Source organism: Micromonospora sp. NPDC049275 (assembly GCF_043197115.1).
Classification (GTDB): Bacteria; Actinomycetota; Actinomycetes; order Mycobacteriales; family Micromonosporaceae; genus Micromonospora.
Genome location: NZ_JBICSN010000003.1, coordinates 921,592 through 943,139 on the forward strand (window position 1 = coordinate 921,592; position 21,548 = coordinate 943,139).

The following is a 21,548-nucleotide window of genomic DNA, read 5'->3' on the forward strand; positions in this document are numbered from 1 at the left end:
CATCCCCTTCCGGGCCCGGAACGCGCCGACCGAGGTGATCCCGGTGTACGCGGAACCGGTCCTGCACCTGGAGAGGGTGAGCCGGACGTACCCGGGCGGTGTCACCGCGTTGGACGACGTCTCGCTTACCGTCCGCGCCGGTGAGCTGCTCGCCATCGTCGGACCGTCCGGGTCCGGCAAGTCGACACTGCTGAACATCATGGGCACGCTCGACCTGCCGACCAGCGGGCGGGTACGCGTCGCCGGGCAGGAGGTGACCGAACTGTCCGACCGTCGGCTCTCGGCGCTGCGCGGCCGCTGGCTCGGATTCGTGTTCCAGCAGTTCCACCTCGTCGGCGGGCTGGACGCCGCCGAGAACGTCGCCACCGGGCTGCTCTACGCCGGCGTACCCCGTCGTCGCCGACGGCAGACGGCGACCGACGCCTTGGCCCGGGTCGGCCTGGCGCACCGGGTCGGTCACCTGCCGCACCAGCTCTCCGGTGGGGAGCGGCAGCGGGTGGCGATAGCGCGCGCACTCGTCAACGACCCCGCGTTGGTCCTGGCCGACGAGCCGACCGGCGCTCTGGACACCGCCAACGGGGAGGCGGTCCTGGCGCTCCTGCTGGCGTTGCACGAGGAGGGCACGACCATCGCCGTCATCACCCATGACCGGGACCTCGCCGCCCGGACGCCCCGACAGGTGGAGATCCGCGACGGGCGGATCGTCTCCGACACCGTTGACAGGAGTCGATGATGAGCACACCGAAGCAGGCACCCGGCGGTCGGCTGCCCCGGCTCGCCCCGACCGACGTACTCCGGCTCGGTCTGCTGGGGCTCACCAGCCGGCGGATGCGGGCGGTCCTGTCCGCCCTGGGCATCTCCATCGGCATCGCCACGATGATCGTCGTGGTGGGCATCCCAGCGTCCAGCCAGCGTGACCTGATGAACCAGCTCTCGGCTCTCGGCACCAATCTGCTGCGCGCCGAGCCCGTACCGGATCGGGACCCGCCGGTGCTGCTGCCGGAGGACTCCGTCGCGATGGTGGACCGGATCCGCCCGGTCGAGACGGTGAGCGCGGTGGCGAACACCCACGCCACGGTCCGCCGCAACGACCTGGTGGACAGGTACGACACGTCGGGACTCAGCGCACTGGCCGCGCGCCCCGACCTGCTGGAGACGGTCAACGGTCGGGTTCGCACCGGCCGCTTCCTCGACGCCGGCACGGCGAGCCTCCCGACCGCCGTCCTGGGCTACGTGGCCGCGAGCCGGCTCGGGTTCGCCACCGTGGACCCGGCTCGGCCGCCCCAGGTGCTCATCGCCGAGCGGTGGTTCACCGTGATCGGCGTACTGGAGCCGTCGCCCATCGCCCCGGATCTCGACCGGTCGGTGCTTGTCGGCTGGGAGGCCGCCCGGGACCTGCTCGGCTTCGACGGCCATCCCACAGTCGTGTACGTGCGGGCCCGCGAGGACGCGTTGGAGGACGTCCGGGCGGTGCTGCCGGCAACCCTCGACCCGCAGCTACCGGGAATGGTCCAGGTGAGCCGCCCCTCCGACGCGCTCGCCGCGAAAAGGGCCACCGAGAGCACCTTCTCCGCCCTGTTCCTCGGGCTGGCCGCCGTTGCCCTGCTGGTAGGCGGGATCGGAGTGGCCAACACGATGGTCATCTCGGTGCTGGAGCGCCGTCGGGAGATCGGTCTGCGTCGGGCGCTCGGCGCGAACCGGGGCCAGATCCGGGTGCAGTTCCTCACCGAGTCGGTGCTGCTGTCCGTGCTCGGTGGCGCGGCGGGGGCGCTCCTCGGTGTGCTCGCGACAGCGGGGTACGCGGGCTATCAGGGCTGGCCACCGACGATCCCGGTGACCTCGGTTGCCGGCGGCATCGGCGGCGCGCTGCTCGTCGGCATGGTGGCCGGTGTCTACCCGTCGATCCGGGCCGCCCGCCTAACTCCCACCGACGCCCTCGCCGCCCCGTGAGGCCGACCGTTGGGCACGCCAACGGGAGAGGGCCAGGGTCGCCGAGTAGCCGGCCAGGACGATCACGTGGAACAGGTACAGCCACAGGAGCACTGCCACACCGGCGCCGATCTCGTCGAAGCCGCCGAACGGCACGCCCAGGTCCAGCGGCAGGGACGCGAAGAGCACGAAGCCGTGCAGGAACCCGGACAGGTTCGCCGCGGTGAACGACCCGATCCCGAGGGTGGAGAGCCAGTCCGGCGAGGCCGGCCCCACCACCCGGAACACCCACACCAGCACCGGCGTGAGCACCAGCCACACGGCCAGGAACGACAGCACCACGCCCAGCGCGCCGACCCAGCCGCCCTGGGTGACCAGGTGGGTGGTGACCGGGAGCGCCAGCAGGATCGACAACAGCAGCGCGGGCGCCGGCGCGAGCAGCGGCAGCAGCAGCAGCCGACCCCGCCAACCGACCAGGTGCTCGTCGCTGCGCGGGGCCGCCACCGACACGAACGCCCGGCGCAGCCCCTCGCCGTACAGCGACGCGGGCAGCAGCGAGGCGAGGGCCAGCACCGGGGTCAACTCCACCCCGGCGTCGACGAGCGCGGCCACCGCCCGGGGCGCGCCGATCGCCGTCGGCAGGGCGTCCACGGCGTACGAGGTGAGCCGGCGTACCCGATCGGCGCCGGCGATCAGCGAGGTGAGCCAGAGGGCCAGGAGTGCCACCGGGACCACGGCGATCGCGCCGTAGAAGGTGATCGCGGCGGCGTGCAGTGACAGGTCCCGGCCGCGCACCGGACGGAACGCGGCACTGGTGATCCGTTTCGCGCGTTGCCAGCCGCTGCCCATCGTGATCTCCTTCCCCGTCGTCGGGGCGGTCACTCCTTAAGATCGCCGCCCATGACTGTTCTCACCACCGAACGCCTCATCCTGCGCGAATGGACGGACGATCCGGCCGACCTGGCCCGGATCTACGACATCTACCGACGCCCGGAGATCACCCGCTGGCTGGGCGCGGCACCGGGCCTACCGCTTACCGACCCGGCGCAGGCCGTCGACCGGTTGCGGCTGTGGCGGGAGCGGCACGCCGCCGACCACGGACGGTACGGCACCTGGGCGATCGAGGTTCGCGAGACAGGCCTGGTGGCCGGCACCGCGTTGCTCAAGCCGCTGCCGGGGCGCGACGAGGCGGTGCGTACCGAGGACATCGAGACGGGTTGGCACCTGCACCCGGATTCGTGGGGTAACGGCTACGCCACCGAGGCCGCTCGGGCGCTCGTGGCACGGGAGTTCGCCACCGGTACCCGGGAGATCTACGCGGTCGTGTCGCCGGGCAACGATCCGTCGATGGCTGTCGCGCGGAGGTTGGGCATGACCCACGTGGGCCAACGCACCGACTGGTACGGCGGCGAGCTGCTGGAGACCTTCGTGCTGGCGGCTCCGGGCGCCTGATCGTTCTCGTGGAGGCTGCGGCCCCGGTCCGCTCCGGCGGATCGGGGCCGCAGCCAACAAGGGCCGTCGATAGTCACGGCTGTCGAAGTGTTGACGCTCCCGTAGCACGTCAGTAACCTTTGGCCAAAGTCATGCAAGATTTGGACAGTCGCCTGTCTGGTTTCTTGCATCTGCTCGGAAAACCCCGTGAACCGCTTTCGTGGTGCCCCCGCACCCACCACCTGCTCCACCCCGTGGTCCCGCCACCCGCGGCGCCGTCCCCCAACGACAGGACAGTCATGAGACGAACGAATCTGTTCCGGATGGTGGCGACGACAGTCGCGGCCACGATGATCGCGGCGGCAGGCGCGACGGCCGTGGCGACACCGGCCGCCGCCCGCCCCGTCGAGACGACCGCCGCGTCCGGCAGCGCCCTCGCGGCTGCGGCCACCAACCTCGCCCAGGGTCGTCCCACCCAGGAGAGCGGCCACGCCGACGTGTACGACTCGTCGAAGGTCGTCGACGGCAACGCGGGCAGCTACTGGGAGAGCCTCAACAACTCGTTCCCCCAGTGGGTGCAGGTCGACCTCGGCTCGTCGCAGTCGGTCAACCAGGTCGTGCTGAAGCTGCCGACCTCCGGCTGGGGCACCCGCACGCAGACGCTGAGCGTGCGGGGCAGCGCCAACGGAACGTCGTTCACCGACCTGGTCGGGTCGCAGACGTACACCTTCAACCCGGCCAGCGGCAACACGGTCACGATCAACGTCAGCGCGACCTCCACCCGCTACGTCCGGATCACCATCACCGCCAACAGCGGCTGGCCGGCCGGGCAGCTCTCCGAGCTGGAGGTGTACGGCAGCGGCGGCACCACCCCGGACACCACCGCGCCGAGCGTCCCGGGCAACCTGTCGTACACCCAGTCGGGCACCACCATCAGCCTGAACTGGGTCGCGTCGACCGACAACGCGGGCGGCAGCGGCATCGCCGGCTACGACGTCTACCGCAACGGCGCGTTCCTCCAGTCCGTCGGGAACGTGACCACCTTCAACGACACCCAGCCGACCACGGCCACCGTCTCCTACTACGTCCGGGCCCGCGACGCCGCCGGCAACCTCTCCGGCAACAGCAACACGGTCACCCGTACGGGCAGCGGTGACACCACCGCGCCGAGTGTGCCGGGGACGCTGTCGCACAGCACGTCGGGAAGCACTATCACGCTCACCTGGGGGGCCTCCACCGACTCCGGCGGCAGCGGGCTCGCGGGCTACAACGTCTACCGGGGCGGCAGCCTGATCGCGACGCTCGGCACGGTCCTGACCTATCAGGACACCCAGCCGGCGACGGCGACCGTGTCGTACTACGTCCGTGCCCGCGACGGCGCGGGCAACCTTTCCGGCACCAGCAACACAGTGACCCGGACCGGCGGCAACCCGCCCGCCTGCACCAACGTGGCGCAGGGCAAGAGCATGACGGCGAGCGGTTCCACCTTCAGCTTCACGCCCGACAAGGCGAACGACGGGCAGCTCGCCACCTACTGGGAGGGCGCGGCGAGCTACCCGCAGAACCTGACCGTGGCGCTGGGCGCGAACCACTCCATCTCTGCCGTCACCGTGAAGCTCAACCCGGACTCGTCGTGGGGCACCCGTACCCAGACCATCCAGGTCCTCGGCCGCGACCAGGCGTCGTCCGCTTACACCAGTCTGGTCTCCGCGGCGGCCTACCAGTTCGTCCAGGGCAGCAACGCCGTGGCCATTCCGGTCACCGCCACCACTGCGGACGTGCAGTTGCGCTTCACCGGCAACACCGGCGCACCGTCCGGCCAGGTGGCCGAGCTGGAGGTGTGCGGCACGCCGGCACCCAACCCGGACCTGGTCGTCAGCTCGGTGACCTGGTCACCCACGTCGCCCAGCGAGGCCAGCGCGGTCACCCTCTCGGCCGTGGTGCAGAACATCGGCTCGGCGTCCGCCGCCGCGACCACAGTCAACTTCAGCCTGGCCGGCGCGGTCGTCGGCAGCGCCACTGTGGGCGCGCTCGCCGCGGGCGGCTCGACCACCGTGTCGTTCAACGCCGGTACGCGGCCGATGGGCAGTTACGCCGTCTCGGCGGTGGTCGACCCGACGAACACGATCGTGGAGCAGAACAACGGCAACAACAGCCTCACGGCTGCGTCGCCGCTTGTGGTGACGCAGGCCCCCGGGCCGGACCTCCAGGTGCTCGGCATCGCCTCGAACCCGCCGAACCCGGCCGTCGGGGCGTCGGTCACCTTCACCGTGGCGGTCCGCAACCGGGGCACCACCGCGACCGGCGCGACCACCGTCACCCGCCTGGTGGTGGGCGGCACCACGCTCAACACCAGCACCGCGTCGATCGCGGCCGGCGCGACGGCCACCGTCGCGGTCACCGGTAGCTGGACCGCCACCAGCGGCGGGGCCACCATCACCGCCACTGCCGACGCGACGAACGTGGTCACCGAGACCAACGAGAGCAACAACGCGTTCAGCCAGGCGATAGTGGTCGGCCGTGGGGCCGCCGTCCCGTACGTCTCCTACGAGGCCGAGGCCGGCCGTTACCAGGGCACGCTGCTGGAGCCCGACGCGCTGCGCACCTTCGGGCACACCAACTTCGCCAGCGAGTCCTCCGGCCGCAAGTCGGTACGACTCACCAGCACCGGCCAGTTCGTCGAGTTCACCTCGGCCAACCAGGCCAACTCCATCGTGGTGCGCAACTCCATCCCGGACGCGCCCGGTGGCGGCGGCATCGAGGCGACCATCAGCCTCTACGTCAACGACGTCTTCTCCCGCAAGCTGACGCTGTCGTCGAAGCACAGCTGGCTCTACGGCAACACCGACGGGCCGGAGGCGCTCACCAACACCCCGCAGGCCGACGCCCGACGGCTCTTCGACGAGTCGAACGCGCTGCTGGCGCAGTCGTACCCGGCCGGCACCCGGTTCAAGTTGCAGCGCGACTCGGGTGACACCGCCTCCTTCTACGTCATCGACATGATCGACCTGGAGCAGGTGGCACCGGCCGCGAGCCAGCCGGCCGGCTGCACCTCGATCACCGCGTACGGCGCGGTCCCGAACGACGGGGGCGACGACACCGCCGCCATCCAGCGGGCGGTGACCGACGACCAGAACGGCGTGATCGGCTGCGTCTGGATCCCCGCCGGGCAGTGGCGGCAGGAACAGAAGATCCTGACCGACGACCCGCTGAACCGGGGTACGCACAACCAGGTCGGCATCAGCAACGTCACCATCCGGGGCGCCGGCATGTGGCACTCGCAGCTCTACACGCTCACCGAGCCGCAGAACGTGGTGGGCGGCATCAACCACCCGCACGAGGGCAACTTCGGCTTCGACATCGACAAGAACACCCAGATCTCCGACATCGCCATCTTCGGCTCCGGCCGGATCCGTGGCGGTGACGGCAACGCCGAGGGTGGCGTCGGTCTGAACGGTCGCTTCGGCACCGGCACGAAGATCAGCAACGTCTGGATCGAGCACGCCAACGTGGGCGTCTGGGTGGGCCGCGACTACGACAACATCCCCGACCTGTGGGGGCCGGCCGACGGGCTGGAGTTCAGCGGCATGCGGATCCGCGACACGTACGCCGACGGCATCAACTTCAGCAACGGCACGCGCAACTCGCGGGTCTTCAACTCGTCGTTCCGCACCACGGGCGACGACGCGCTGGCCGTCTGGGCCAACCCGTACGTCAAGGACCGCAGCGTCGACATCGCCCACGACAACCACTTCGTCAACAACACCATCCAGTTGCCCTGGCGGGCCAACGGCATCGCCATCTACGGCGGCTACGACAACTCGATCGAGAACAACCTGATCTACGACACCGCCAACTACCCGGGCATCATGCTGGCGACCGACCACGACCCGCTGCCGTTCTCCGGCACGACGCTCATCGCCAACAACGGCCTCTACCGCACCGGTGGCGCCTTCTGGAACGAGGACCAGGAGTTCGGCGCCATCACGCTGTTCCCCTCGACCAGGGACATCACCGGGGTCACGATCCGCGACACCGACATCATCGACTCCACGTACGACGGCATCCAGTTCAAGAACGGCGGCGGCACCATGCCGAACGTCGCCATCACCAACGTACGCATCGACAGGTCGAACAATGGTGCCGGCATCCTCGCGATGAGCGGGGCGCGCGGCAACGCCAACCTGACGAACGTGACAATCACCAACTCGGCCGACGGCAACATCGTCATCCAGCCGGGCTCACAGTTCGTCATCAACGGCGGCTGATCCCACGGTCGCTGCTTGATCAACACGGTTTCAGTGAACTCGGGGTGTCCGCGGCCAGCGGACACCCCGACTTCCATGAAGGCGAGTCGATCACCGTGGCCTGGCGCGGCCCCGTCGTGGCGCCGCCCCGTTGTGGCGCCGCCCCGTTGTGGCGCGGCCCCGTCGTGGCGCGGCCCGGCGCGGCGGGGTGGGTCCGGGGCCGGTCAGGCGGTCGGCACCGGCACCAGGGCCGCCGCGAGGGCCTCGGCGTTCTTCTTGTCCACCCGGGGGAAGGTCAGGGTGACGCCGTCTCCCGCGGCGCCGAAGGCGATGCGCAGCAGGCTCACGATGCCCATCTTCGCCTCGGCGAGTGCGACTTGCTCCCGAGGCACCTCGCCGAGCACACCGGTGCCGGGCCCGCCGAGGAAGGTCTGCGGCAGGAAGATCAGTCGCCGGTCGGTGAGGACGAGGAACTGCTTCTTGGTCCGCGTCAGCGCGTGGCCCACCGCCCCGGCACCCGCGGTGATCAGTCCCTGCGAGACGACCGTTCCGAGTCGACCGGCCGAGAAACTCCCGACCAACGCCCGGGTCGCGGTGACCGGCCGTTCCCCGGGTCGCAGGATCGACGCCACTCGCTCGAACGCGCGGGTCTGAAGCTTCTGGTTCATGTGGTTCCCTCCGTGTTTGACCGTGATCGGCGCTGATGCTACGGAGCAGGCCACGTCGGCCTATCCGTCGATCAGGCGCATGATCAGGACGGTCGGCCATGGTCGGCGTCGGGACATCCGTCGCGCTGCCGGGGCCGGCCCGGAGATCTTGGACAGTTTCCGTTCAGGCGGAACGGAAAGTGTCCAAGATCTGCACGTACCGTTCGGGCTGGGCGTTGCCGGGGCCTCCGCAGTTGGCCGTCAGCGACTTCAGTGGCGGACTCGGTGTGCGATGACGGCCTGCGCGGGCTGCGGTGGCTAGGCTGAGCTGAGCAGGATGGTCCGCTGAGGGGGTGAGCCCGGATGGCCCAGTCCGCGTTCGCGCCGGAGCCGGCGCCGCAGCACACCGAGCCGTCGTTCGACGTGCTGCGGTGGCACGACGAGCCGTGGACCGCGCAGCTCGCCCTCGACCTGTTGCCGGAGACCAACGGCCCCAAGGTTGAGGTCCTGAGCGGAAGCGTGATCGTCACACCACACGCGGGATATGACCATCAGGACGCGGAACTGGACCTCGCCTACCTCCTCAAGCAGGCGGCCCGTCGCGCGAAGCTGTGGCTCTATCTCGAGACGAACATCGTCTCGGGCGGGGATCTCTTCATTCCGGACATCGTCATTCTCGACGCTCCCGGCGGCGGTCGAACGACGATGGACATCGGGCACGCCGTGCTTCTCGGGGAGATCGTCTCCCCCGGAAACCGACGCGAGGACATCATCGACCGCCCACGCGAGTACGCCGCCGCCCGCGTGCCCTTCTTCCTCCGGGTAGACCTGCGCAATCGGGTGCCCACCATCGCGTTGTACGAGCTGACCGAGGGGGAGTACCGGCCGGTGGCCGCCGCTGCGGCCGGGACGCGCTTCGTCATGCGGGAGCCGTTCGAGTTCTCCATCGATCCGGCCCGACCTGCTCGGCGAGGAGGCAGCCCCGAACTCAATCACCAGCGACTCCTCTGACGACAACGCTTGATCGACACGCTTTCGTTGAAGTCGGGCTGTCCGGGTGCCGGGGATAGCGCGACTTCCTGGAAGCCGAGTTGATCATCGGCGCGCGGCGCGGGCGGTGGGCGGGGAGGGCTGAGGCTCCCAGCGGGCGTACAGCGGCGGTGGGGGAGAATGGCCGCGTGACTTCCCCCCGCGACCTCGTCCTGCTCGGGTCCACCGGCTCGATCGGCACGCAGGCCATCGACATCGTCCGGCGCAACCCGGACCGGTTCCGCGTCGTCGCGGTGGGTGCGGGCGGCGGCAACGTCGAGCTGCTCGCCGCGCAGGCCCTCGAACTTGGCGTCGAGGCGGTCGGGGTGGCCAAGGCGTCGGCCGCGCAGGACCTGCAACTCGCGTTCTACGCGGAGGCGAGCAGGCGCGGCTGGGCCACCGGCGACTTCAAACTTCCCAAGATCGTGGCCGGGCCGGACGCCATGACCGAGTTGGCGCAGTGGCCGTGCGACATCGTGCTCAACGGCGTGGTCGGCTCGCTGGGCCTCGCTCCTACGCTGGCCGCGCTGCGCGGTGGTCGTACTCTCGCGTTGGCCAACAAGGAGTCGCTCGTGGCCGGCGGCCCGCTGGTCAGGGCCGCGGTGACGCGGCCGGGGCAGATCGTGCCTGTCGACTCGGAGCATTCGGCGCTGGCCCAGTGCCTGCGGTCCGGGTCGCGCGGCGAGGTGCGGCGGCTGGTCGTGACGGCCAGCGGCGGCCCGTTCCGGGGTCGGCGACGCGACGAGTTGACGCGAGTCACACCGGAGCAGGCGCTGGCGCACCCGACCTGGAACATGGGGCCGGTCGTCACGATCAACTCGGCGACCATGGTCAACAAGGCGCTGGAGGTGATCGAGGCGCACGAGCTGTTCGACGTGCCGTACGCCGACATCACAGTGATGGTGCACCCGCAGTCGGTGATCCACTCGATGGTCGAGTTCGTCGACGGGTCGACGATCGCCCAGGCCAGCCCACCGGACATGCGGCTGCCGATCGCGCTCGGCATCGGCTGGCCGGACCGGGTGCCCGAGGCGGCCAGCGCCGTCGACTGGACGGCGGCGCACACCTGGGAGTTCGCGCCGCTCGACGACGTGGCGTTCCCGGCCGTGGCCCTGGCCAAGGCCGCCGGGGAGGCCGGGCGCTGCCGACCGGCGATCTACAACGCGGCCAACGAGGAGTGCGTGGCCGCGTTCGTGGCGGGCCGGCTGCCGTTCCTCGGCATCGTCGACACCCTCGAACGCGTGTTGGAGGACGCTCCGGACTTCACCGAACCAGGTACCGTCGAGGACGTGCTCGCGGCCGAGTCGTGGGCGCGCGCACACGCGCAGAAGATCATCGCGGGTTCGGTGGAAGGAGCTTGATGTCGTACCTGCTCGGGGTGGTCCTCTTCGCCCTGGCCATCCTCATCTCGGTGAGTCTGCACGAGGCGGGGCACCTGCTGACCGCCAAGATGTTCGGGATGAAGGTCACCAAGTACTTCGTCGGCTTCGGCCCCACCATCTGGTCGTTCCAGCGGGGCGAGACCGAGTACGGCGTCAAGGGCATTCCGCTCGGCGGTTTCTGCAAGATCGTCGGGATGACACCGCAGGATGACGACGTCGAGCCGGGCGACGAGTCGCGGGTGATGTGGCGCTACCCGGTGTGGAAGCGGACGATCGTGATGGCCGCCGGGTCGATCACGCATTTCGCGCTCGCTCTGATCACGATCTGGATTCTCGCCGTCTCCGCCGGCCTGCCCAACCCGGACTTCCCGACCACCGAGGCGCAGGCCCGCAAGGAGCCCGCCGTCATCGAGCTCAGGCCGTGCGTGGTGCCGGAGAACGCGGTGCGGGAGTGCAGGCCCGGCGACGCCGCCAGCCCCGCCGCCCAGGGGCAACTGCGCAGCGGGGACCGGATCACCTCGGTCAACGGCACCCCGATCGGCACCTACGGCGACCTGCTCACCACGCTGCGCAATCTCAAGCCGGGGGAGACCGCACGGATCGACTACGTCCGCGACGGTCAGGCGGCCAGCGCCAGCACGGTGCTCGCGCAGACCCAGCGTCCGCCCCTGGACGATCCGAAGGGCGCCGTCGGGCCGGTGGCCGCCCTCGGCGTCGGTGTGGTGCCCAGCACGCCCACCCGCGTGACGTACGGGCCGGTCGGCGCCTTCGGGGCCACCGCCGACTTCACCGGCCAACTGGCCGTCGGCACCGCGCAGGCGTTGCAGCGCATCCCGCAGAAGGTGCCCGCCCTGTGGACCGCCCTCACCGGCGGCGAGCGGGACGTGGACACCCCGATCAGCGTGGTCGGCGCGAGCCGGCTCGGCGGGGAGGCCGTGCAGAACGACGCCTGGCTGGTCTTCTTCATGCTGTTCGTGTCGCTGAACTTCTTCATCGGCGTGTTCAACCTGCTGCCGCTGCTTCCCGTGGACGGCGGGCACATCGCCATCGCCTGGTTCGAGCGGGCCCGCTCCTGGGTCTACGCGCGGATCGGCCGGGCCGACCCGGGCCGGGTCGACTACCTCAAACTGATGCCCTTCACGTACGCGGTGATCCTGATCGGTGGCGCGTTCACGCTGCTGACCATCGCCGCGGACGTCGTCAACCCGATCACGCTCTTCTCAAGGTGAGTGCCTGAAGTGACAGCTATCAGTCTCGGTATGCCCGCCGTGCCGCCCCCGCCGCTCGCTCCCCGCCGGGCCAGCCGCCAGATCATGGTCGGTTCGGTGCCGGTGGGTGGTGGTGCGCCGGTGTCCGTGCAGTCGATGACCACGACCCTCACCTCCGACATCAACGCCACGCTCCAGCAGATCGCCGAGCTGACCGCGTCCGGCTGCCAGATCGTCCGGGTGGCGGTGCCGTCCCAGGATGACGTCGAGGCGCTGCCCGCGATCGCCAAGAAGTCGCAGATCCCGGTGATCGCCGACATCCACTTCCAGCCCAAGTACGTCTTCGCGGCGATCGACGCCGGCTGCGCGGCCGTCCGGGTCAACCCGGGCAACATCCGCCAGTTCGACGACAAGGTCAAGGAGATCGCTCGTGCCGCGGGCGCGGCGGGGGTGCCGATCCGCATCGGCGTCAATGCCGGGTCGCTGGACAAGCGCCTGCTGAGCAAGTACGGCAAGGCCACCGCCGAGGCGCTCGTCGAGTCGGCGCTGTGGGAGTGCTCGCTGTTCGAGGAGCACGGCTTCCGCGACATCAAGATCTCGGTCAAGCACAACGACCCGGTCGTGATGATCCGCGCGTACCGGCAGTTGGCCGAGCAGTGCGACTACCCGCTGCACCTCGGCGTCACCGAGGCCGGGCCGGCCTTCCAGGGGACGATCAAGTCGGCTGTCGCCTTCGGCGCCCTGCTCGCCGAGGGCATCGGCGACACCATCCGGGTGTCGCTGTCCGCCCCGCCGGTCGAGGAGATCAAGGTCGGCAACCAGATCCTGGAGTCGCTGGGCCTGCGTGAGCGCGGCCTGGAAATCGTCTCCTGCCCGTCCTGTGGACGCGCCCAGGTGGACGTCTACAAGCTCGCCGAGGAGGTCACCGCCGGCCTGGAAGGGCTGCCGGTGCCGCTGCGGGTGGCCGTCATGGGCTGCGTCGTCAACGGTCCGGGCGAGGCCCGCGAGGCCGACCTCGGCGTCGCCTCCGGCAACGGCAAGGGCCAGATCTTCGTCAAGGGGCAGGTCGTCAAGACGGTGCCCGAGGCGCAGATCGTCGAGACGCTTATCGAGGAGGCGCTCCGCATCGCCGACGAGATGGGTGCCGAGCTTCCCGAGGAGCTGCGCGGGCTGGTCACCGGCCCGACCGTCACCGTGCACTGATCCTCCGTTCGGAAAAGCGGCCGCCTCCCCTCGGGGAGACGGCCGCTTTCGTCTGTGCCGGCTTCGCGCGTCACTCGGATTCGGCGAGGATCGCGTACAGCTTGCGCCGGGTCTCGTCGAGCACCTTGGCGGCCCGCTCACGCTGGTCGTCGGTGCCGTTCATCATGACCTGACGCAGGGCGTTCATCGCCTGCGCGCCGGAGTCGCGGATGTCGTGCCAGCTGCTCACCGTGCCCTGGGCGACGTCCGCCCACGGAGGGGTCTGTGCCGCCTCGGTGGCCTCGGCCTGACCGGCCTCGGTGACCGTGAAGCGCTTGCGTCCGCCGCCGGCCTCCTCGGTGCTGGCGACGATCGCACCCTCGTCCTCCAGGAGTTGGAGCGTGGGGTAGATCGAGCCGGGGCTCGGTCGCCACGCCCCGCCGGTGCGGGAGTCGATCTCCTGGATCATCTCGTAACCGTGCATCGGCCGCTCGGTGAGCAGGGCCAACACCGCACCACGGACGTTGGGGCGTCGACCCCTGCCTCGTCCGCGACCGCGTCCGCCCCAGGGGCCGCCGTGTTCGTGACCGTGCGGTCCGTGGGGGCCGGGCGGGACCGGCGGGAAGCCGAACCCACGCATCCGGGCCTCGTGCATCGGGTGGTGCTGTCGTTGGAACCTCATGGGGTTCTTCCTCTCTACGTACTGTCGCTGATGCATCAACGATATATCGGTAATGCATCGCCGACAAGGGCCGTCTACAAACCGTACGTACGTCTTGTTAGAGTGTCGAACATGCGCCTGCTCCCACTGCCCGGCCCGGCCCGGATCCTCACCCTCGGCACCCTGGTCAAGACCGTCGGGCGGGGCCTCTGGCTGGTCGCCAGCGCGCTCTTCCTCACCCGTTCGGTCGGCCTCTCGGCCGCCCAGGTCGGTGTCGGGCTCACCATCTCGGCGCTCGTTGGCGTGCTCGCGAGCGCGCCAAGCGGCTATCTGGCCGACCGCATCGGGCCCCGTGGCGCACAGGTCGGCGGGCTGATCGCGGCCGGCACCCTGACCGTCGGGCTGATCACCGTCCGATCGTTCCCCGCCTTCCTGCTGGTCGGCGCCGCCACCGCACTCGCCGACGCGGTCGAGCGCGGTGCCCGCGGAGCGCTGATCGCCGGCGCGATCCCGGCCGACCAGCGGGTGCACACTCGCGCCTACCTGCGGGCCACCACCAACGTCGGGATCTCCGTCGGCGCCGTCCTCGGCGGATTCGCCATCGCCGCCGACACCCGCGCCGGCTACCTCACGCTGATCCTGACCACGGCGGCGGCGTCGCTGGCCGCGGCGGCGATCTTCGTCCGGCTGCCCACCGTCGCTCCCGTCGCCGCCCCGACGCGAGGACCCCGTCTGGTCGCCCTACGGGACCGCCCGTTCCTCACCTTCACCCTGCTCGACGGGCTGATGTCCATGCACTTCAGCCTGCTCACCCTCGCCCTGCCGCTGTGGATCGCCGGGCACACCACCGCGCCGGCCTGGATGATCTCGGTGTTGACGCTTGTCAACACCGCGCTGGTGGTGCTCCTGCAGGTACGCGCGGCACGCAGCGCCGTCACCCTGCCGGGGGCCGCCCGCGCGTCCCGCCGGGCGGGGGTCGTCATTGCCCTGGCCTGCGTACTGTTCGCCGCCAGCGGCGCGCTGCCCACACCGGGCGCCATCGGCCTGCTCTGCTGCGGGTCGCTCGCGCACGTGATCGGGGAGCTGTGGCACTCCGCCGCAGGCTGGGGGATCTCCTTCGGGCTGGCGCCCGCCGACGCGCAGGGGCAGTACCAGGGGACGTACGGCATGGGTTACGAGGTGGGCAAGATGCTCGCGCCAGTCGTGGTGACCAGCCTCGCCCTCGGTTGGGGCGTACCGGGATGGCTCGCGCTGGGCGGGCTGTTCCTCCTACTCGGTGCCCTGGTGCCCCCGGTCGTCCGGTGGGCCGACCGGACCCGACCGGCCAGCCCGGTCACCGAGCCGCTGACCGTCTGACGGCGGGCTCGCCACTCGGCCGGCGGGGCGGGGGGTCGATCTGGCAGGCTGGTAGTCGTGCTGACGGTGCCGGTACGGCAACTGGGGGAATCGGAGCGCCGCGCGGTCGAGCGCCTCCTCGACCGTGACCCGTTCGCGGGCGCGCAGGTCGCCGAGCGCATCGCCGCGCGCGGGCTCTCCTGGTGGCGGGCTGAAGGGCGGATCCTGGGGTACGGCGCCCGGCGCAACCTCGAATCGCTGTGCTGGCTCGGCGGCAACCTGACACCGGTGCTCGCCACCGACGCCGCCGTCTCCGCCTTCGCCGACCTGCTCGCGGGCGAGGAGCGGCTCTGCTCCTCCATCGTCGGCCGCGCCGACGCCGTCCTCGGCCTCTGGGACCGGCTCTCCGGCACGTGGGGGCCCGCCCGCGACGTCCGCCCCAACCAGCCGCTGCTGGCCACCGACACGATGCCGGCCGTACCGGCCGACCCGGAGGTGCGCCGCGTCCGCTCCGGCGAGGTCGACAGGCTCTTTCCGGCGGCCGTCGCCATGTACACCGAGGAGGTCGGGGTCTCCCCACTCGCCGAGGACGCCGGTCGCAGCTACCGCCGCAGGGTCAACGACCTGGTCCGCGCCGGCCGCGCGTACGCCCGGTTCGTCGACGGCAAGGTCGTGTTCAAGGCCGAGCTGGCCGTCGTGACCAAACGGACCGCCCAGGTCCAGGGGGTCTGGGTCGCGCCGGAGTGGCGGGGCCGCGGCATCGCCGCCGCCGCCATGGCCGCCGTTGTACGTGACGCGCTGCTCCGGGTCGCCCCCACCGTCAGCCTGTACGTCAACGACTTCAACCTGCCAGCCCGCCGGGTGTACGAGCGGTGCGGCTTCCAGCCGGTCGGCACGCTCGCCACGGTCCTCTTCTGACCAATCCGGTGCGGGGACGGCCTCGTTGCGTGGCCCCCGGTAGGCAGCGCGTTGAGCGTCGAGCGCCGGGCCGGTGTCGTGGTTACCGCCGATTTCGAGAGGCCCCGGTCCGGCGGCTGCGAGTTCTGCCGTGGGTCCCTGGGCCGCTGGTCGCGTGCTTTAGATCTTGGACATTTTCCGTTCGGCCCGGACGGAAAGTGTCCAAGATCTGGGGGCAGGCGAGGTCGAGGCGCCGGCCAGGTTGGCGGGCTGGGGCTGGGTGCGCCGGTGGCCGACGTCCCGGGCTCGGGATGGCGGCAGGTCAGTGGCCGGTGGCCGGGCATGCCGCTGGCCGGCACCCGGGTTCGGGTGCCGGCCAGTCGGTCGGGTCGTGCGGTGGGTCAGCTGTTCCAGTGCTGGGCGACGAGGTCGGTGGCCTGCTGCTCCCACTGGGCGTACGCGTCGGGGTACGCCGACACCTGCACGGTCTGCGCGGCCTCGGTCAGCGGCATGTCCTGCCAGCCGTCAACCTGACGCAGGCCCTTGAGGAACGCGGTGGTGGAGTACTCCGGGTTGGTGATCTGCTCCGGGGTGCCCCAACCGGAGGAGGGGCGCTGCTGGAACAGGCCCAGCGAGTCGTGGTCGTTGGCGTCGCCGAGGTGACCCAGGTTGTCCAGCTTCGACTCCTGCAGGCTCGTGGCGATGGAGATGACCGCGGCGCGTTCGGGCAGGCCGGCCTTCTTCGTGGCGGCGATGATCGCCTTGGCGTTGCCGGTCTGCTCGTCGTTGAGGGTGATGTGCGACTGGTCGCCCTGCGGCTTCGGCGCGGTGGTCTGCACGACGGCGACGGGCTTGGCGTCCATCGTCGGCGTGGCGGCGTGGGCGGCGATCGGGCCGGCGAAGACACCACCGGCGAACGCGAGACCAGCAACGGACAGCATGCTCTTACGGAAGATCGTGTTCATGGGGGTAGCTCCTTCGGGGGTAGGAACACCCGCATCACCAGGGGGGGCGGTGACGGGGGTGTGAGCACCTCGTCCGGCGCTGCACAAGAAGAGGGAAAGTATCGGGTCGGCGCCTGCGCGGGGGGCTCGCGGCGCCCGAGGCGGCCTGCGAGCCGGGGGCTCGTGGCGCCGGGACCGTGTGTAACGACCGCCGGGCCGGGGTGATTCCCGCGGCCGGCGGGCCGGTTCGCTGGCGGGCCGCCCGGGTGAGCGGGTGTGCCGCAGCAGACGGCCGTGCGGGCCGATCAGCCCCGCCGGGGCTACCGGATCTAGCCGGTACGCTCGGCGGGCCTGCGGTCGTTCGGGGATCCGCAACGACCCGACCGGACCGGCCATTCCCACCCCCACGACGGGGCGGGTGGCCGTGGTCCTGCGATCGTCAGGGTGTGTAACGACCCCCGGCCCGCCACGATTCCAGCCCACGGATGCACCCGGTCACACCCGGACGAGACGCGGAACCGGACATTAAGCCCAGACTGACCTTCCGTGCCCGCCGAAGCGGACACACGGGCGGTGATCGACACGACTTCCCTGATATGGGGGCATCCGGGACGCCGGGACCCCCCGACATCACCGATCTCGTGTCGATCAAGCTGGCATGGGTCTGGCCCTCGTGGAGTCGGCCTCGGCGGTCGCCCAACTGGCCGCGCGCCTGCTCGGCAACGGGCGCCGGGTCGCCAACACCTGACCGTAGGCCCTGCTCAGGGAGGGTAAATCGGTTGAGCCGGCGGGGCCGTTGCCGGCACGCTGGGTGTTCCGCCACCCACGTCCGGAGGAACCCCGATGCGCCTGCTCCGTGACCTGTGGGACACCTCGCCGCGTCGTCTGACCTTCGTGGCCGTCCTGATCGTGCTCGGTGCCGCCGGTCAGGCCGGCGCCTCGGCGCTCGCCGGCGCGGTCCTGGTACACCGGTCGACAGGCTCCTTCGCGGTCCTGGCCGCCGCGCTGGCCGCCGTGGTGCTCACCGACCTGGTGGTGAGCCTCTTGATGGCCGGGCTGACCGCCGACTGGTCCGCGGACGTGCGTCGGCGGCTCTGCCGGGTCGCGCTCGGGCAGGATCTGCCGAGCCTGGAGACCACTCCGGTGGGCGAGCTGCTCGACCGCATCGACGGGGACGTCTACCAGGTGGCGTCGGCGGTTCGTAACCAGGGCTCGCGCCTCGCCCAGGGGCTCTGTGTCGGCCTGCTGTCGATGGTGGTGGCGCTGGCCGTGTGGTGGCCGGCCGGGATGGCGATGCTGTTGCTCACGGTGCTGCTCGGGGTGGGGCTGCGCCGGCCCACGGCGCGGATCGGCCCCGCCCGGATGGCCGAGGAGGAGGCCTGGTCGGACCTGGCCGCCGTGATGGAGGAGGCGGTGCACGGCCAGGACGACGTGCGGACGAGCCTGGCCCAGCCGTACGTGCTGCGGCTGTACGCACGGCGGGCCGCCGCCGTGCTGTCCCGCGGCCACCTGGTCTGGGTGCTGTCCGCCCGAGTGGCGACGATCGCCACCGCGACGATCCGGGCCGGCGTCGGCGCCGTGGTGCTCGGCGGGGCGTGGGCCCTGGCCACCGACCGGGTCGACGCCGCGCGGCTCACGGCGATCTGGCTGCTCGCCCTGGCCTTCGGGGCAACCGCCGAACACGTCAGCCGGATGGTGCCCGAGCTGCAGGAGGCCCTCGGCGCGTGGGCGCGGGTGCAGTTGCTCCAGAAGTCCCGGCAGGAGCCGGTCGGCGGGGCCAGTCCGGCCGAGGGTGACCTGCGCATCCGGGACCTGACGTTCGGGTACGAGGAGAGCGGGCGGGGGGCGGCCCTGCGCGGAGTCAGCCTGACCTTCGCGCGCGGCCGGTCGTACGCCCTGATCGGGCGGACCGGGTCGGGCAAGTCGACACTGGCGAAGGTGCTCACGAGGGCCGTGGACGTGCCGCCGGGCGCCGTGTTCCTCGGCGGCACCGACCTGTGTGACCTCGACGTCGAAGAGCTGCGCCGCTGGGTGGCGCTGGTGCCGCAGCGCACCGAGATCCTGGCCGGCACGCTCGCCGAGAACGTCGCGCTCTACGACCCGGAGCTGCTCGACGCCGCCGCCCGGGCGCTCGACGAACTGGGCCTGGCCGGCTGGATCGCCGAGTTGCCCGACGGGTTGGCGACCCGGCTGGGGGAGGGCGGACACATGCTCTCGGCCGGCCAGGAGCAGTTGGTGGCGTTCGCGCGGATCCTGGTGCGCGACCCGCACGTGGTGATCCTGGACGAGGCCACCGCCCGGCTGGACCCGGTGACCGAGGCGCGGGTGCAGCGGGCCACCGAACGGCTGCTGCGCGACCGGATCGGCATCGTCATCGCCCACCGGCTCTCCTCGGTACGCCGCTGCGACGAGGTGGTGGTGTTGGCCGACGGCGCGGTGGTGGAGGCCGGCCCGCTGGAGACGTCGACGCGTTTCGCCGAGCTGCTGGCGACCAGTCACGCCGCCGTGTACGCAGGTGGGACGCCGTCGTTCCGATCCGGCGGCGGCACCGACCTGCTGACCGGCCCGGACACCGCCGGCACCGACCTGTTGACCGACAGCGCCGGCACAAGCCTGTTGACCGACACCGCCGGCACCAGCCTGTTGACCGACACCGCCGGCACCAGCCTGTTGACCGACAGCCCCGGCACCGGCCCGGACGTCGCCGGCACCGGCCCGGACGTCGCCGGCACCGGCCCGGACGTCGCCGGCACCGGCCGGGACGCCGCCGGCGCCGGGCCGAGCGCAGGCCCGGCGGTGCGGGCCGATCCGCCGCCGTTGCCACCGACCCCGCCGGCCCGCACGTTCCGGGAGATCATCCGGCTCTGCACCAACGATCCCCGGTACGGGGCGGCGGCGATCGCCCTGTTCCTCGGGCTCAGCCTGCTCGGGCTGGACGGCCCGCTGCTGCCGTGGCTCTGGGCCGACCTGGTGGACGGGACCGGCAGCCCGTACCTGCCGGCGCTGGGCATCGTGGCGGGGCTGCTGGTCACCCTGCCGCTGCCGTTCTACACCCACGTCTGGTTCCCCCACTGGTGGGTGCGGCAGATGCTGCGGATCGGCCTGCGTCTGGTGCACGGCCAGACCGGCCCGCGTCGGGTCAGCTCGCACACCCCGGCCGAGGTGGTGGCGCAGGGCGGTGACACCGAGCGCGTGGTGCAACTCGCCGACAACGTGCTCGACCAGTCGGTCGCGCTGGTCCTGGTGGTCGCCATGACGGCGGTCACCGGCAGCGTCGTACCGGGGCTGTTCTTCCTCGGCACGATGGTCGTCTCCGGGTTGGCCGCGACGCTGTTCGGCCCGAAGCTGGAGCGTGCGGCACGGGCGACCGTGACGGCGCGGGCGGCGTTCGCCACCGCCCTGGTCTCCGCGCTCTCCGCGGCGCGCACGGTGAAACTCGCCGGCGCGACCGCGGCGGTGTTGCGTCACCTGGCCAACCTGGACGCGCTGCGCAGTGAGCGGCAGCGACGGGAGATCTCGGTGCAGGTGTGGTCCCGGTCGACCCCGTCGGTGGCCAGTGGCCTGCTGCCGATCGGCGCGTGGGCGCTCTACCTGGGCGGCGAGCTGTCGGCCGGTGCGGTTCTGGTGGCCGTCTCCACGCTGGGCGCGGCCCGGTGGTTCGCCTGGACCACCGCGTCGTTGATCTCCCAGCTGCCGTCGGCACGGGTGTGGACCCGCCGGACCGTGGCGATGACGGGCGTGGGCGCGTACACGGCGGCGGTGCCGGCTGTCGACCTGGGCGTCGGCACGGCGCCCGCGCCGACGCCGCCACCCCGGCACCCGCTGCGCCGGTTGGACTTACGCGGCTTCTCGGTGGTGCACTCCGACGGCACGGTCGCCGTCCGGGACGTGGACCTGACGGTGCGGCGCGGGCAGTTGGTGCTTGTCGTCGGGCCGGTCGGGTCGGGCAAGTCCTCGCTGCTGCGGGCGCTGGCCGGCATCGTGCACCACACCGGTGAGCTGTCCTGGAACGGCGATCCGGTCACCGAGCCCGAGCTGTTCCTGCGCCCCAACCAGGTCGGCTACGTCGGCCAGTTGCCCCGGGTGCTGTCCGGCACGGTGGCCGACAACATCGCGCTGGGCCACCAGGTGGATGCGGCAGGCGCGATCAGCACCGCCCAGCTCGACCACGACCTGGCCGCCGCCGGCGGGGGACTGGGTCTGCTCATCGGGCACAAGGGCACCCGGCTCTCCGGCGGCCAGCTGCAGCGGCTGGCGCTGGCCCGGGCGCTGGCACCGCGTACCGAACTGCTCGTCGCCGACGACGTGTCGTCGGCGCTGGACGTCACCACCGAGCTGGCGCTGTGGCGGGCGCTGCGGGCGCACGGGGTGACAGTGGTCGGGTCGACCGCGAAGCGTGCCGCGCTGGTCCGCGCCGACCACGTGGTGGTGTTGCACGCCGGAACGGTGGCGGCGCAGGGCACCTGGCGGGAGCTGGAGGGCGACTGGTCGCACCTGGCCGGCTGACGGTCGGGGGGGGGGGGGGGGGGGGGGGGCCGCCCCCCCCCCCGCGGCCCCCCCCCCCCCGGGGGCGCGGCGGGGGGGGGCGGGGGGCGGGCCCGGGGGGGGGGGGGGCGCCCGCGCGCCGCCCGCGGGCGCCCCCCACGCGCGCCCCCG

Annotated in this window: 15 protein-coding genes; 11 read left to right on the top strand and 4 right to left on the bottom strand. The window is 71.6% G+C overall.

Annotated features, from left to right (window positions below):
• Positions 1-43: 43 nt before the first annotated feature.
• Positions 44-733, top strand: coding sequence for an ABC transporter ATP-binding protein (locus tag ACGFIE_RS14710; protein ID WP_393294666.1), 690 nt, complete (start codon positions 44-46; stop codon positions 731-733).
• The gene (locus ACGFIE_RS14715; RefSeq protein ID WP_393294577.1) at positions 730-1,950 is read left to right on the top strand and encodes an ABC transporter permease; all 1,221 of its coding nucleotides are present in this window, start codon (positions 730-732) and stop codon (positions 1,948-1,950) included. Before ACGFIE_RS14710 ends, ACGFIE_RS14715 begins: the two co-directional genes overlap by 4 nt.
• Here the strand turns inward: ACGFIE_RS14715 and ACGFIE_RS14720 are convergent.
• Entirely contained in the window at positions 1,918-2,778 is an 861-nt protein-coding gene (locus ACGFIE_RS14720) for a YhjD/YihY/BrkB family envelope integrity protein (RefSeq protein ID WP_393294579.1), read from the bottom strand. The genes ACGFIE_RS14715 and ACGFIE_RS14720 overlap by 33 nt on opposite strands.
• 51 nt (positions 2,779-2,829) lie before the next feature.
• On the opposite strand from ACGFIE_RS14720, the gene ACGFIE_RS14725 reads away from it, so the two are divergent.
• Both ACGFIE_RS14725 and ACGFIE_RS14730 read left to right on the top strand, forming a co-directional pair.
• A complete protein-coding gene (locus tag ACGFIE_RS14725; protein WP_393294581.1) occupies positions 2,830-3,381 on the top strand; it encodes a GNAT family N-acetyltransferase in 552 nt (183 codons plus the stop codon).
• A 278-nt stretch (positions 3,382-3,659) separates the two neighbouring features.
• Complete coding sequence (locus ACGFIE_RS14730; protein ID WP_393294583.1) at positions 3,660-7,628, top strand: CARDB domain-containing protein; 3,969 nt, start codon at positions 3,660-3,662, stop codon at positions 7,626-7,628.
• 203 nt (positions 7,629-7,831) lie between these two features.
• Here the strand turns inward: ACGFIE_RS14730 and ACGFIE_RS14735 are convergent, their stop codons facing one another.
• The gene (locus ACGFIE_RS14735) at positions 7,832-8,275 is read right to left on the bottom strand and encodes a hypothetical protein (RefSeq protein ID WP_393294585.1); all 444 of its coding nucleotides are present in this window, start codon (positions 8,273-8,275) and stop codon (positions 7,832-7,834) included.
• A gap of 342 nt (positions 8,276-8,617) precedes the next feature.
• Between ACGFIE_RS14735 and ACGFIE_RS14740 the strand changes: the two genes are divergently transcribed.
• The 4 genes from ACGFIE_RS14740 (at position 8,618) to ispG (ending at position 13,076) form a co-directional block, all read left to right on the top strand.
• The gene (locus ACGFIE_RS14740; RefSeq protein WP_393294587.1) at positions 8,618-9,265 is read left to right on the top strand and encodes a Uma2 family endonuclease; all 648 of its coding nucleotides are present in this window, start codon (positions 8,618-8,620) and stop codon (positions 9,263-9,265) included.
• Between the two features lie 167 nt (positions 9,266-9,432).
• Complete coding sequence (gene dxr, locus ACGFIE_RS14745; RefSeq protein ID WP_393294589.1) at positions 9,433-10,644, top strand: 1-deoxy-D-xylulose-5-phosphate reductoisomerase; 1,212 nt, start codon at positions 9,433-9,435, stop codon at positions 10,642-10,644.
• Complete coding sequence (locus ACGFIE_RS14750; RefSeq protein ID WP_393294591.1) at positions 10,644-11,894, top strand: M50 family metallopeptidase; 1,251 nt, start codon at positions 10,644-10,646, stop codon at positions 11,892-11,894. Before dxr ends, ACGFIE_RS14750 begins: the two co-directional genes overlap by 1 nt.
• Positions 11,895-11,903: 9 nt before the next feature.
• A complete protein-coding gene (gene ispG / locus ACGFIE_RS14755) occupies positions 11,904-13,076 on the top strand; it encodes a flavodoxin-dependent (E)-4-hydroxy-3-methylbut-2-enyl-diphosphate synthase (protein ID WP_112588507.1) in 1,173 nt (390 codons plus the stop codon).
• 70 nt (positions 13,077-13,146) lie between these two features.
• Here ispG and ACGFIE_RS14760 read toward each other — a convergent pair whose 3' ends face one another.
• Positions 13,147-13,737, bottom strand: a complete 591-nt coding sequence (locus ACGFIE_RS14760) for a PadR family transcriptional regulator (protein WP_363679518.1) — start codon at positions 13,735-13,737, stop codon at positions 13,147-13,149.
• Positions 13,738-13,848: 111 nt separating this feature from the next.
• Between ACGFIE_RS14760 and ACGFIE_RS14765 the strand changes: the two genes are divergently transcribed.
• Positions 13,849-15,072, top strand: coding sequence for an MFS transporter (locus ACGFIE_RS14765; protein WP_393294593.1), 1,224 nt, complete (start codon positions 13,849-13,851; stop codon positions 15,070-15,072).
• Positions 15,073-15,129: 57 nt separating this feature from the next.
• Positions 15,130-15,969, top strand: a complete 840-nt coding sequence (locus ACGFIE_RS14770; RefSeq protein WP_007456615.1) for a GNAT family N-acetyltransferase — start codon at positions 15,130-15,132, stop codon at positions 15,967-15,969.
• Positions 15,970-16,349: 380 nt separating this feature from the next.
• On the opposite strand, the gene ACGFIE_RS14775 is transcribed toward ACGFIE_RS14770, so the two are convergent.
• Positions 16,350-16,913 (bottom strand): hypothetical protein, encoded by a 564-nt coding sequence (locus ACGFIE_RS14775; protein ID WP_393292315.1) that lies wholly within the window; start codon positions 16,911-16,913, stop codon positions 16,350-16,352.
• Between the two features lie 822 nt (positions 16,914-17,735).
• On the opposite strand from ACGFIE_RS14775, the gene ACGFIE_RS14780 reads away from it, so the two are divergent.
• Complete coding sequence (locus ACGFIE_RS14780) at positions 17,736-21,398, top strand: ATP-binding cassette domain-containing protein (RefSeq protein WP_393294595.1); 3,663 nt, start codon at positions 17,736-17,738, stop codon at positions 21,396-21,398.
• Positions 21,399-21,548 lie beyond the last annotated feature (150 nt).

What these genes read in the sequence shown, in the direction of transcription:
- ACGFIE_RS14715 (WP_393294577.1), top strand. Translation starts at nt 730, where the DNA reads ATGATGAGCACACCGAAGCAGGCACCCGGCGGTCGGCTGCCCCGGCTC.
- ACGFIE_RS14720 (WP_393294579.1), bottom strand. Translation starts at nt 2,778, where the DNA reads ATGGGCAGCGGCTGGCAACGCGCGAAACGGATCACCAGTGCCGCGTTC.
- ACGFIE_RS14725 (WP_393294581.1), top strand. Translation starts at nt 2,830, where the DNA reads ATGACTGTTCTCACCACCGAACGCCTCATCCTGCGCGAATGGACGGAC.
- ACGFIE_RS14730 (WP_393294583.1), top strand. Translation starts at nt 3,660, where the DNA reads ATGAGACGAACGAATCTGTTCCGGATGGTGGCGACGACAGTCGCGGCC.
- ACGFIE_RS14735 (WP_393294585.1), bottom strand. Translation starts at nt 8,275, where the DNA reads ATGAACCAGAAGCTTCAGACCCGCGCGTTCGAGCGAGTGGCGTCGATC.
- ACGFIE_RS14740 (WP_393294587.1), top strand. Translation starts at nt 8,618, where the DNA reads ATGGCCCAGTCCGCGTTCGCGCCGGAGCCGGCGCCGCAGCACACCGAG.
- ACGFIE_RS14750 (WP_393294591.1), top strand. Translation starts at nt 10,644, where the DNA reads ATGTCGTACCTGCTCGGGGTGGTCCTCTTCGCCCTGGCCATCCTCATC.
- ACGFIE_RS14760 (WP_363679518.1), bottom strand. Translation starts at nt 13,737, where the DNA reads ATGAGGTTCCAACGACAGCACCACCCGATGCACGAGGCCCGGATGCGT.
- ACGFIE_RS14765 (WP_393294593.1), top strand. Translation starts at nt 13,849, where the DNA reads ATGCGCCTGCTCCCACTGCCCGGCCCGGCCCGGATCCTCACCCTCGGC.
- ACGFIE_RS14775 (WP_393292315.1), bottom strand. Translation starts at nt 16,913, where the DNA reads ATGAACACGATCTTCCGTAAGAGCATGCTGTCCGTTGCTGGTCTCGCG.
- ACGFIE_RS14780 (WP_393294595.1), top strand. Translation starts at nt 17,736, where the DNA reads ATGCGCCTGCTCCGTGACCTGTGGGACACCTCGCCGCGTCGTCTGACC.